The following is a 12,914-nucleotide window of genomic DNA, read 5'->3' as shown; positions in this document are numbered from 1 at the left end:
TTTTCAATTAATAGCCGAGGGGGCACTTTGTATGTACTACGTTGTAATGAAAGATCGCGATATTCGTGATAATTTAGCAACTGAACAGTATTTGATGAACAATGTTGAATTTAACGAACCACTTGTTATGTTTTACATTGAAGGACCATGTATCATTGTTGGTAGAAACCAAAATACAATGGAAGAAATCAACGCTGATTACATTAAAGATCATAATATTACAGTTACTCGCCGTCTATCTGGTGGTGGTGCTGTATACCAAGACCTTGGAAATCTTTGCTTCAGTTTCATGGTAGATTCAGATGATAGTAATTTTGGTGACTTTAAGTCATTCACACAACCAATCATCGATGCGCTACATCAAATGGGAGCAACAACCGCAGAAGTTTCAGGTAGAAATGATTTGCTTGTTGATGGCAAGAAATTCTCTGGAAACGCAATGTATTCTAAAAATGGTAAAACATTCTCACATGGTACATTATCACTTGATGTGGATTTAGATGTCTTAACAGATGCATTACACGTTCAAAAAGATAAGATTGCATCAAAAGGTATCAAATCAATTAGAAGTCGTGTAACTAATCTTCGTCCATACTTAGCAAAAGAGTATCAAAACCTAAGTACTGAAGAATTTAGAGATAAGCTATTACTAGAATTATTCCATGCCAAAAATCTTGATGATATTAAGTCACACGAATATGTAATTACACCAGAGGATCAAAAAGAAATCGATAAACTCAAAGAAAAGTACTATTACAATTGGGATTGGGTTTATGGAAAATCACCTGCTTTCACTTCAAAGAAGAGAAAACATTTCGACATGGGAACAGTTGATATTCGTTATAATATTGCCGATGGTAAAATTTCTGATGTTCAAATTTACGGTGATTATTTCGGTATGAAAGATACAACTGATCTTAAGAAAGAACTTTTAAATGTTAAATTTGATCGTGATGATATTTTAGCAATTTTAGATAAATTCAATTTGGATGATTACTTTAAAGGAATCCCTAAGGATGACTTGGTAACTTTATTTACTCCATAAAGTATTGGAAAAAGGGTCGCATATTGCGACCCTTTTTTATTTAAATATAATTTACATGTACCCTACTCTTGTTTTGTCATTGGACATTTTGTCACGAAAAGAAAAAGTAGAATTTGACATATTATTCTACTTCGGTTATATGGCATTTATGCTATGATTATTTTCGACAAGGAGTTCAATTATGATTACCCAAGAAAAAATAACTAACAATATTAACTTAATTGATATTCATTCAATAAAGGAACTTAACGATGATGATAGAACCAATTTAATCGAAAATTATCGAATAACTAATGAAATTTTAGATTATGCCGATGATACAAATGAACGTGCTCGTCTTGAATATGATGAACCAAGTGATGTATTTTTAATTGTTTTTAATGCTCAAAATGAACAAAGCATACTAGGTGAAGCTTCAGAAATCACTTTACCTATTTCGTTTGCCATTAAAGAAAACAATATATTTTTATTCACTAACAATCAGACCCATTATGTTAAAGACTATATTATTAAAGCTAACAAAATGTTGGAGAACGATTCAGATGATAGGATTTGGTCATTGATATTTAATGCTTTCGATCAAATAACTAATGACTATAACGACATGATAAACGAAATTAACCATAATAGAAACCGTATTCAAGATCATATCAAGAAAAAGAGATCAGGTAATTCACAAATATTTGAGCTTTCAAATCTACAAGATTTAATAACTTATATTAGTACATCTATAAATGGAAACTTTAATGTTGTTAAACAAATGGAAATTATTTCTAGTGGCAAACTTCACAGCATTAATTTAACTAAGAGTTCTCACGAACATTTACACGATTCTATCGTAGAAATCGAACAAATAAGAGAACAAGCAAGTTTAACTTCAGATATTATTGATCGTGTTGCTAATACCTATAATAATATCTTGAATAACCAAACAAATATGACCATGAAAATACTAACAATATATACTATTGTTTTAAGTATTCCCACGATCGTATCTGGTTTTTATGGAATGAATATGCCATTACCGGTTTCAGATAAGAAATGGTCTTGGATATTCTCCATTATTCTAACTATTTTAATGATAGGACTGATACTTTGGGACCTTAATAGACGAGATAGATCTTAGTGTCGTCTTGTAGCCCAGTATTGATAGTAATCAGTTCTGATAGATCCATTATATAATTTTCGCTTTTTAGTGGCTTTTTCGCCATAATACTTTTCAAATTCCAAATCACTAGTCAAAATATACTTACTCCAAGTGGGGATGGTTGAAAAAACTGTTCCCATTTCTTTGTATAGTTCTCTAACTTTTGAAATTTCACTCATACGTTGACCATAAGGTGGATTAGCGATGACAACTCCATCGTCACCTTCTATTTTTAAATCTTTTAAAGCAATTTGCTTGAATTGAATATCGTGTAACACACCTGCATCATGGGCATTCAATTTTGCAATATCGATCATTGAACCATCAATATCACTTGCAAAAATATTTAATTCAGGATTAGTCTCGCCTGCTTTTGCTTCTTCTTTGAGATTAGCTAAAAGTTTAGGATCAAACCAATCAAAATCCTCAAATAAGAAATGCCTTTGAATACCAGGTGCAATATTTCTAGCCAAGCGCGCAGCTTCGATTGCAATAGTACCAGAACCTGTTGTTGGATCAACAAATGGCATATCTGGATGCCAAACTGTTAAAAGAATCATTGCTGCAGCAAAGTTTTCTTTTAGTGGTGCAGCACCGTGTTCTTGACGATATCCACGTTTATAAAGAGAAGCCCCTGTTGTGTCTAATGTAACTTCGACCTCATCTTTGTGGATTCTAGTTTCAATCTGAAATGTAGCGCCTGATTCTGGGAGTCTACCACGTCTCATATAAATATCTGCCATTTTATTTACAATGGCTTTTTTAGTTATTGCTTGAATATCACGTTCTGAATGTAAAGCTGATTTTACAGTTCTTGCTTTAATTGGAAATGCAGCATTTAATGGCAACCAGTTATCCCAATCAATGGCATAAACCTTTTCAAATAACTCATCAAAAGTAGTTGCTTTAAAAGTTCCAATGAGAATCTTAATACGGTCTGCACTTCTTAGCCATAAGTTGGCTTTAGCAATATCTTCTTGTTCACCTTCAAAGTAAACTTTGCCATTCTCAGTTTGTGTTTCATAGCCGAGATCTTGAAGTTCTCTTGCTGTAATAGATTCAAAACCACTAGACATGGTTGCAATTAATTTCATGTTATTCCTCTTAAACTTTATTTTTTATACAAAAAAAGGACGAACAAAGTCGTCCTCTGCCTTGGGCAAATTTCTATAAGCCACGTTCTGTTCATGTATCGATTAGGCGATCCGATACAGTTAGTAATCATCTATCTACAATTAAGCCTTCACAGTAGATTCATTTCTCGTTATGAAGCGCCCCTACCAAAGTTTGGGTTGCCCGCTCGTGGGGTTTACCTCGTTCCACTGCTGAGATTTCCCTCAACACTACGTCTCTGTGGCACTTTCAAACTATTAACACATAGTCAAAAACCTTAGTGCTTTCGTTGCCGTTACCAAAAGGTACCTTGGCTTATTGGGCCAAGCACGAACACTACCAGCATCTCAGCCCGTGCGGGCGTGGACTTTCCTCAGCCTAGACAACTAGGCCGCGATTACTCAAAATTTACCAATGGGACTATTATAACTAAAATTGATTATAATTTCCACTATTATTCATATTTTTATTAAAACCATTCATATTTTGTCCTTGATTGGGGTTAGGACGATTTGCTTGGAAATGGTCTGGTGAGCCGTTGAAACCATTTTGGTTATTCATTTGGCCTTGTCCCATGTTATTCATCGGATTGGGATTGATTTTATTGTGGCCATTTTCCATATTATCATGATTCATATTGTTGTTAGGAACGGCTGCTGAAGCAAATTGTTTTACCCCTGCATGTTCTTCTTCATTTGGAACACCTTTAGAAAAATCATGTCCAAATACACGTCTTTCAAGATTCGATATTCTTCTTAAAATATCATAATTTGTTGATGGATTTTCAGCTTTCGCACTTGCAACAGGACGAGCTGGTTGCATAGTAGAACGCATATTATTTTTCAATCCTCTTGGTTGCTCAGTGTTTGGCTTATTTCCACCAGCACTTAATTGTTGTTTTAGACCGTCGTTTTCGTCTTTTAAACGGTTAAGTTCATTGGAGAATGTTTCATAATCTTTAATGACACCATCTAAAAATTGGTCAACTTCAACTGGATCATATCCACGCATTTTATTTTTAAATTCTTTTTGTAGAATATCATTTGGTTGATAATTTAAAGCAAACTTGCTACCATCATTACTTTCTGGAGATGGATTTTGTTGATTATAACCATTCATCTGATTCATATTGTTCATTAAAAACACCCCATTGCATTATTTTAATAGCAAAAAAATAAATTGAACTAGTTGTCATACATAATATTAGCAAAATCTTGCATAGTATCAAAATCAACAAGCTCTATTTGGTAATCTTTTCCATGATCCACATAATTCTTCATCGCATCATAATCATATTGGGGCTTGCCGCCACTCTCTGGATCATAAAAAATAATAGAGCCATCACTATGTTCTAACATAAAGTTTTGCCATATCTTTAATTGTTTACCTGAATGATACCGCATATTTGTTAATTTATTGACATAGTCCGCATTTCTTAAAAAAATATTTAGTAATCGTTTGTTATTGTCATTCCATTTGTCCCCAAATTCAGCAAACGGTAACATTACTGCATGCTTTATATTATAACCTTTATCTTTTAAAGAAGTTACTGCTTTGCCAATTATTTGTTCAGTTCCTAACTGTGCTCCAGTTAACACCCACTCAGTACCATCTTCAATATAGTTTATCAAACATTCTTCAAAAAATTTTTGAATAACAGAAGCTTTTGGATCATCATCTTTAAACATACCTATTTCATAGGAACGATACCCAGTGATCCATAAATTTTTGAGCATTTGAGCGTTCCTCCATTAATTAATATTTTCATTGCCATGGTATAATTCACAGATAGGAGTTGATATTTTGAATTTAAACTATCCTGATGGACGAAAATTCAATCGACCATCAAACAAACCAACACTATCAACCTCTGCTAAAAAGAAAATTCTTTTTGGTGACAGAGGTATGACTCTTGAAGAAGAAATCAATGAAAGTAATAAATATTACCGTAGCCATGACATTGCTGTTATCTATAAAAAACCTACACCTATTCAAATAGTAAAAGTAGACTACCCTAAAAGAAGTCGTGCTGTTATAAAAGAGGCTTATTTTAGACAAGCATCTACTACTGATTATAACGGAATTTACAATGGATACTATATAGACTTTGAGGCAAAAGAGACAAAGCACAAAAATACTTTTCCATTAAAAAACTTTCATCAACATCAAATTGATCACTTGAAAGCTTGCCAAAAACAAGGCGGAATTTGCTTTGTAATAATAAAATACGTTCTATTGAAAAGATATTTTATCATGCCGGCTCAAAATCTGATAACATATTGGGATAATCAAAAACACGATGGAGCAAAATCAATTCAATTTAAACAAATTACTGATTGTTCCATCGAGATCAATTCGTCGTATAACCCTACTCTGCCTTATATTAAGGCTGTACAACAATTAATTGATAGTGAGAAGGAGAAATAATGAGCAATACATCTAAAGATAGGAGAAACCCTAAGGCCCCCTCAACCTTTCGTAATATAATGAAATGGCTTGGAGCTATCTTAGGAATATTGATCGGTATATTTTTAGTTATATTTATCTACTATGCATTACGTGCTCCTGTAGTCAGTCAGGAGAATCTTCAAAGCGGTGGTTCGTCTACTATTGTCGATACCACCGGCAAAACGATTGCTTCTCTTGGAGACAATAAAAGAAATTACGTAACAATCGATAAAGTCCCACAACAGATGCAAGATGCTGTTGTTTCAATTGAAGATAAGAACTTTTACAATGAGCCATTGGGAATTGACCCTGTTCGTATTGTTAAATCTGCATATACAAATTTGACTAGAGGAACTTTACAAGGTGGAAGTACTTTAACTCAACAATTGATAAAATTAACAGTATTTTCTACTGATACTAAAGACCAAACTTTTAAGCGTAAAATGCAAGAAGCTTGGTTAGCAATGAAAGTAAGTCAGAAATTTTCAAAACAACAAATCTTAGAGTTCTATATTAATAAGGTTTATCTAAATAATGGTATATACGGTGCTGAAACAGGTGCCAAATATTATTATGGAACAACCCTAAAACATCTTAGTTTGCCGCAGATGGCCTTACTAGCCGGTTTGCCAAATGCACCAAGCAATTATGATCCATATACTCATCCAGAGGCTGCCAAAGACCGTCGTGATTCTGTTATATATGCTATGTACAATAACAATAAGATAACTAAATCAGAGGCTACAGAGGCTATTAATACCCCTATAACCGATGGACTAAAGCCATATAGAAAAGTTTCAAATAGTAATGATGAACGTCGTACAATTGCAGATCCTTATATTAAAGAAGCTATTACTGAAGTTAAGAAAAAAGGATTTGACCCATATCGAGATAATCTAAAGATCACGGTCAACATGGATTATGATGCTCAAAAGAAATTATATAATATCGTTAATTCATCAAGTTATGTTCAATTCCAGGATTCTAAAATGCAAGTTGGTGCATCTATAGTTGATCCAAATAACGGTAAAGTGGTTGCTATGATCGGTGGTAGAAATCTTGAAAACATTCAATTTGGATTAAACCGTGCCGTTCAAACAACACGTAGTAATGGTTCAACTATGAAGCCTATTCTGGATTACGGACCTGCTTTTGAATATCTTAACTGGTCAACCTATCATCAAGTTGAAGATACAGAATATACTTATCCTGGAACAGATATTGTTTTAAAGGACTGGGATGAAAAATACGAAGGTCAAATGAGTCTTCGTGAAGCTTTAGTTAATTCAAGAAATGTACCTGCTATAAAGACTTTATCAGCAGTTGGCTTTTCAAAAGCCAAGAAATTTGCGTCAGGTTTAGGTATTAAAATTGGATCTGATCAAGGACTATCTGCTGGTATTGGTAGTGATGTATCTAGTTTACAAAACGCATCAGCATATGCAGCATTTGCTAACGGTGGTAAATATTACAAACCATCATATGTTTCTAAGATTGAAACAGCCGATGGAATAACACACTCATATCATCCTAAAGGCAAACGAGTTATGAAAGACTCAACTGCTTACATGATTACGGATGTTTTAAAGGGTGTTCCAAAGACATATGCAGAATATGCAAATATACCTGGACTTTACCAAGCAGGAAAAACAGGTACAACCAACTATGGTGATAATGCTATTGCAAGTAATTCTGCCCTTAGTGGTAAAGCTAAAGATGCTTGGTATGCTGGATATACAAAAAATTATGCTATGAGTGTTTGGACTGGATACGACTCTCCCAACTCAGAAGGTATAACTGACGCTTATCAAAATGTCGCCGGTAAAGTATACAAAGCAGAAATGGCATACTTAAAATCTAAGCAGACTAATTCTGATTGGAAGAAACCAAGTAGTGTTGTCTCATTAATGATCAAGAACAGTGGATCAGCAACACCTATAGTTGCCTCCCCTAGTTCTTCAAGCAGTTCTTATACTAAAGAATTGTTCGTTAAAGGACATGCTCCTAATAATCCTTACAAAGGTGAAAGTTATTCATCTTCATCAAACAGTACCTCAGAATCAAGTTCTAATGATGTAACTACAAATAGAAGAACAACTGATAATGAGGAGTCAGATTCTGACACAACAACTAATAATACTGAAAATGGCAATACAGAGACCGGTGATGGCTCTACAAATTCAGATAATGAATCTAATTCAAATACTGGTTCAACCAATAATGGTGGAAATAATAACAACAATAACAATACTGGTAATACCGGCAATAATAACGGCGGTACGACTGGTGGTAATAACAACGGAGGAACAGATACTGGTAACACTGGCAATACCGGTGGGAACGGTGGCAATAGTTCCACTCAAGGTGGTTCCTCTCAAGGATCAACGACTCAAAGTAGTTCGTTAAATAATTAAAAAAGTTCTAGGTAGAATAAACTTCTACTTAGAACTTTTTTTATGCCCTATTCCGATAATTTTATTTGTTATCTAGCAAATAATTTTGCTCATTTAAGCGATCACATTCTTTGATCAATGCATTAGTTTCTTGTTCAGGTGCTAATTTCATTGAATATTTTCTACCATATTCAATCATTGTATGATGAGCCCTATGGAGCTCTTCAGGCTGCATAACACTGACGATTTTTTTCTCCACTTGTATCGGTGTAGCTTTTTGATCAACAAAATGCATTCTTTTTGAAATTGCCGAAACATGGGTATCAACTGCGAATGTTGGTTGATCAAAAACGTCACTCAAAACTACATTTGCTGTTTTTCTACCCGCACCTGGTAATGCCATAATACCTGACCTAGTTGTAGGTACCACGTCATTTAATTCTTCATGCACGATACGGGCCGTTTTAATGATATTTTTAGCTTTGTTATGGAATAGACCTACACTTTTAATAATTGTCTCAACATCTTCCAAATCGGCGTTCATAAGATCCTTTGGTTCAGGATATTTTGAAAATAAAATTGGAGTTACTTTATTTACTGATACATCCGTAGCCTGAGCACTTAAAATGACAGAAATCAAATATTGAAAAGGTGTTCTTGAATCTAGTGAGGGGCCAACTGGACCCATCTCCTTTTCCATTTCTTTTATAGCCCATAGTATTTGTTCGTCTTTTAACATTAGTAACCCAACTTCTTTCGTCTATCTTGTAGTTGCTCAGCAGTCTTAATATTACTTTTCTCCCAGCTGATTAAAATTCTGTCCATATATTTTAATGAATAGGCCTGATTTAAAACAGCTTCCTTTAGAGCCAAATCAATTAATTCAATACTATAGTGATCGCCATCGATCCATTGATGAACTTGTTCTTGTTCAATTGGTGAAATTGGTCTACCAAATTCAACTTCGATTTTTTTGAATAGTTCTTCGGTGTCACTCATCAATTTTTGTTTCTTTTGACTTTTATTTTCTTGTTCTAAAAGGTTATTTAATCGCTGATATATAGGAGTTAAAGAATAAATATCCTTTTGTTGATGATTCTCAATAACAGTTTTTAATTCAATTATACCTAATTTTATTAATCCCTGGATAATTGTATAAATACTAGCTTCATCCATTCCTGTATCACTAGCTATGTCTTTTGCCATAGGGAACTGCACTCCCTTTTGTGCATACATTGACAATACAAGATAAATTACTAGATCTTTTTCAGTCATACCTAATTTGCTGTAATTTTTTAAAATCAAATTATTTAGATTAGTTGCACCACTGTTTATTACTTGTTTTAGAAAATCCTCATTCATTTTTTTATTCCCTTCAAAAGATAACAAAAAGGAGGCCGAGAAAAATTCCCTCCTCCTTTATTGTTAAATATTATTTATAATTTGTACACTTTTACCCGTCTTAAAATCTACTAAATTATAGCCGATAGTTCCCTTTTTATTTTTAAAGGCAACTTCCCAAGTTGGTTTGTTTTTATAGATACCCAAATTTATGTGTAGAACCTTTTTAGGATCATATCTATCGACTACACCTTGAACAATTTCTTTACGAAGTGGTGCATCATTTTTATTAATAACTTCAGTTTTACCTGTTTTTGCATTAATTATAATATAACGATACTTTTCTTTGCTTGTCAGACCGCCAACGGAATAATATTGTTTAGTCCGAGTATAATTACCAAAATAATCCGGTTGAACGATTTCAGCTTTTTGTTCAGCAATTTTATTGGCTTGTGATTTCGCACTAGAATACGGTGCAAAAGAAATATTGATGTATGTAAGTACCGATACTATAGCTAATACTACTAACGATATACTTAATAAGATTTTTGTGACTCTAGTCATAATTCTTCCTTTACTTAGTTAACAGAAATAGTATAGCAACTTTTTACCTAATTCAAAAACTCATTTATATCTTTTTTAATTAAATCCATACTTTCATTGATAAGTGGAAGTCCTTTTGGTAATGAATCAAGGATATCTTTACCATAATTTTTAGTCAAAATCCTATTATCTAACAATAAGATAACACCCTTATCTTCAGGACTACGTACTAAACGACCAAGTCCTTGTCGAAGCTGCAATATAGCCTTTGGTAAGGTATCAACTTTAAACACATCCAAATTTTGGTCATGTAAAATATCTTGTCTTATTTTTACATCTGATTGTTCAGGTGATTCAAATGGAATTCTGGTAACGATCAGTATTTCTAGAGATTTCTTTGGAAAATCGACACCTTCCCAAAATGAATTAGCTCCTAGTAAGACCGATCTTTGACCAATTGCAAAACGTTTTTTAATTTTTTCATTTGATCCACTAACGCCTTGAGCTAAAATTTCCCACTTTTCCTTGATAGTAGTAGACATTAATTTATCGTAGACATGACTTAAAGTATTTAGTGAATTGAATAAAATCATTGTTTGATGATCCATATCATTCAATATCTCAACAATATAATGAGTTACCATTTCATAATACTCTTCACTGTTTAAAGATTGAATATCAGATATTTGATCTGGCAAATAAATTTTACTATTTTTAGACATATTATTCATATCGGGCAAAATAATCATTTGATTGATCTGATTCTGATTTAATTGCAGATTCATAATAAAATAGGAGAAATCTTTTTGAACAGTGATAGCTGCTCCAACAGCAAAAATTTGACTAAAGCGTTCATTAGTAGCCTCAACCTGGTCTTTAATATCAAATTGACGCCAACTTAACTTAAGACTATTTGGCTCATAGTAATCACGCATTTCAATTTGAACACCAAACTCATTACTTGGAGTATGTAATGATTGCAACAGCTTGTCCAAATTGCCTAGTTCTCCATGTAACTTACTATTTTCAATAATTAGGTTTGAAATGACCTTTGAAAGTTCAACTGAAATGAAGTTCTTTTGAAAATTATATTGATCAAAAAGTGTATTGATTCTATTAACTACTAAAGTCAGTTCAACTATCAAATCGGAGATCAATTCCACTAATTTGTCATTATCCTGACCAAATTTCTGTTCGCTGTCAATTATAGAAACAAACTGTTCCCTATCCTTAAAACTAACTTCATTTTTAACATAATTATCAAATATATTATATTCAATTCTTTGCATCAACTCATCAATTACTTGGAAATGTGCTTCCATATCTTGTAAATCTTGATAATTCCATAGTTGAGTCGTCACTTCAGTAAAAGCATATCTAAGTGTGACTCTATTTTGATAAAGGATGTCACTGATTTTTTTAACGTATTCATTCAATCTTAGAAAGTCAATCGTTGGCGATGCTACATTTCGAAAACTATCCGCTAAATGATTTGCCTCATCAACAACGAGATATGAATTTTCACCCCAAATAGGACTTTCGATATTACGAGATAAATAAGATTGGTTGGTTACTAAAATAAGAGATTCTTGATAACGATTTTGCTGATAAAGCCAAAAATCATCGTCACTAAATAGTGTCTTAGTTTTAAGTGATCCACGATGACGAATGATCGTAAATAACGGACTATTATAATTAGTCAAATGAAGTTCACTAAGATCACCTGTTGTAGTCATAGTTAACCAAACAATAATTTTCATCTTTAAAATAGCTGTATGGCTATGTAGCTTATAGTTATCGATTGATTCGTAAAAGCGATCCAAATCAATAAAATTGTAACTACTTTTTACAATTTCTGCATGATGACTATTCCCGGTCACTTGGTTAAGTAACGGGATGGCCTGATCTGCAATTTGTTGTTGTAAAACCTTAGTTGTAGTTGCTACGACCAGCTTTTGTTTACCGTTTATTAAATACGATAGAGGTAATAAGTAACCTAAAGTTTTACCGGCGCCAGTTGGAGCTTCAATCAAGTTCCATTTCTTCTGCTTATTACGATGTTGACTTGTTTGGTAAATATTATCCATCAACTGAGATTGATTTTTACGGTATTCCAAAATACCCTTAAGAAGTTTCTTTTTCTTATCCTTAGTATTTGGATACTTTCTTCCTGTATCTAATCTTTCAGTTATGTGAAAATCCTTTTTACGTAATACCAATCCATGTTTTTCATATAAGTAATCAGGCAAAATATTATTTTTATTTTCAACTTTTCGTAAAACGTTTTTAAATACCAGATTAGTTTCCCTAAGAGTTGACTTACCTAATTTTGCTAACAATTCCAAAGTTTGCAATGGTAATTGTTGTAAACATTTATTGATAACCAAAAAGAGTTTAGCAGTTACTAAGGCATCACTATCAGCACGATGAGGATTGTCATGTTCTATGCTTAAATAATGAGTCAAGTCCTGCAATTTGTAACTACTGATAGTTGGAAATAGAATCTGTGATAATTCCACAGTATCTATCGCCTTGACGTTAAGCTCGTTCATTCCAATACGTTTTAATTCTCTATTAAGAAATGTCAAATCAAAATTTACATTATGAGCAATAAAAACTCTATTCTTAAGAATTTTAAAAATATCTGGAGCAACATCTTCGAAAATTGGTGAATCAGCAACATCCTCATCACTTAGATGAGTTAAAGCTGTAATTCTACCTGGTATTGGAACTTGAGGATTGATTTTTTGATTGTAGACCTTAGTTATTTTTCCATTTTCAATAACTGCACAACCAAATTGAATAATACGCCCGTTGTCATGCCAATTAGCATTTGTTGTTTCTAAATCAACAACAGCGTAGGAATTTTTCAAATTAATTCACC

General features: G+C 33.0%; 10 protein-coding genes, 1 other RNA gene and 1 pseudogene. 4 read left to right on the top strand and 8 right to left on the bottom strand.

All coding sequences use genetic code 11. The features are described 5' to 3' along the window. The first annotated feature begins 31 nt into the window (after positions 1–31). A complete protein-coding gene (locus FC72_RS05000) occupies positions 32–1,045 on the top strand; it encodes a lipoate--protein ligase (protein WP_057765404.1) in 1,014 nt (337 codons plus the stop codon). A gap of 181 nt (positions 1,046–1,226) precedes the next feature. Further along, entirely contained in the window at positions 1,227–2,171 is a 945-nt protein-coding gene (locus FC72_RS04995; RefSeq protein ID WP_057765402.1) for a magnesium transporter CorA family protein, read from the top strand. Here the strand turns inward: FC72_RS04995 and FC72_RS04990 are convergent. The 4 genes and pseudogenes from FC72_RS04990 to FC72_RS04980 all read right to left on the bottom strand — a co-directional run bounded on the left by FC72_RS04990 (position 2,168) and on the right by FC72_RS04980 (position 5,041). Next, on the bottom strand, positions 2,168–3,286 hold the full coding sequence (locus FC72_RS04990; protein WP_057765400.1) for a THUMP domain-containing class I SAM-dependent RNA methyltransferase: 1,119 nt from the start codon (positions 3,284–3,286) through the stop codon (positions 2,168–2,170). The two genes, FC72_RS04995 and FC72_RS04990, sit on opposite strands and share 4 nt — an antisense overlap. Before the next feature lie 71 nt (positions 3,287–3,357). Continuing rightward, positions 3,358–3,714: RNase P RNA component class B (rnpB, locus tag FC72_RS10635), an RNA gene on the bottom strand. 311 nt (positions 3,715–4,025) lie between these two features. Next, positions 4,026–4,424, bottom strand: a pseudogene (gpsB, locus tag FC72_RS10630) (cell division regulator GpsB); the annotation flags it as partial. Between the two features lie 65 nt (positions 4,425–4,489). Then, positions 4,490–5,041, bottom strand: a complete 552-nt coding sequence (locus tag FC72_RS04980) for an SLOG family protein (protein ID WP_057765398.1) — start codon at positions 5,039–5,041, stop codon at positions 4,490–4,492. Positions 5,042–5,108: 67 nt separating this feature from the next. Between FC72_RS04980 and recU the strand changes: the two genes are divergently transcribed. Together recU and FC72_RS04970 are read left to right on the top strand one after the other, a co-directional pair. Continuing rightward, positions 5,109–5,732: a Holliday junction resolvase RecU gene (recU, locus tag FC72_RS04975; RefSeq protein WP_057765396.1), complete on the top strand. Its 624-nt coding sequence runs from the start codon at positions 5,109–5,111 to the stop codon at positions 5,730–5,732. Next, entirely contained in the window at positions 5,732–8,167 is a 2,436-nt protein-coding gene (locus FC72_RS04970; RefSeq protein WP_057765393.1) for a transglycosylase domain-containing protein, read from the top strand. The genes recU and FC72_RS04970 overlap by 1 nt, the downstream gene beginning before the upstream one ends. A gap of 61 nt (positions 8,168–8,228) precedes the next feature. Here FC72_RS04970 and FC72_RS04965 read toward each other — a convergent pair whose 3' ends face one another. The 4 genes from FC72_RS04965 to FC72_RS04950 form a co-directional block, all read right to left on the bottom strand. Further along, positions 8,229–8,885: an endonuclease III domain-containing protein gene (locus tag FC72_RS04965; protein WP_057765388.1), complete on the bottom strand. Its 657-nt coding sequence runs from the start codon at positions 8,883–8,885 to the stop codon at positions 8,229–8,231. Then, positions 8,885–9,508: a DnaD domain protein gene (locus tag FC72_RS04960; RefSeq protein WP_057765432.1), complete on the bottom strand. Its 624-nt coding sequence runs from the start codon at positions 9,506–9,508 to the stop codon at positions 8,885–8,887. Before FC72_RS04960 ends, FC72_RS04965 begins: the two co-directional genes overlap by 1 nt. A 63-nt stretch (positions 9,509–9,571) precedes the next feature. Further along, positions 9,572–10,051, bottom strand: a complete 480-nt coding sequence (locus FC72_RS04955; protein ID WP_057765387.1) for a hypothetical protein — start codon at positions 10,049–10,051, stop codon at positions 9,572–9,574. 47 nt (positions 10,052–10,098) lie between these two features. Then, the gene (locus FC72_RS04950) at positions 10,099–12,903 is read right to left on the bottom strand and encodes a helicase C-terminal domain-containing protein (protein ID WP_057765385.1); all 2,805 of its coding nucleotides are present in this window, start codon (positions 12,901–12,903) and stop codon (positions 10,099–10,101) included. Positions 12,904–12,914: the final 11 nt, after the last annotated feature.

The sequence above is a fragment of the Companilactobacillus tucceti DSM 20183 genome (assembly GCF_001434665.1).
Taxonomy (GTDB): Bacteria; Bacillota; Bacilli; order Lactobacillales; family Lactobacillaceae; genus Companilactobacillus; species Companilactobacillus tucceti.
Note: the sequence above shows the minus strand (reverse complement) of the source record. Positions and strands in the feature narration are given on the sequence as shown.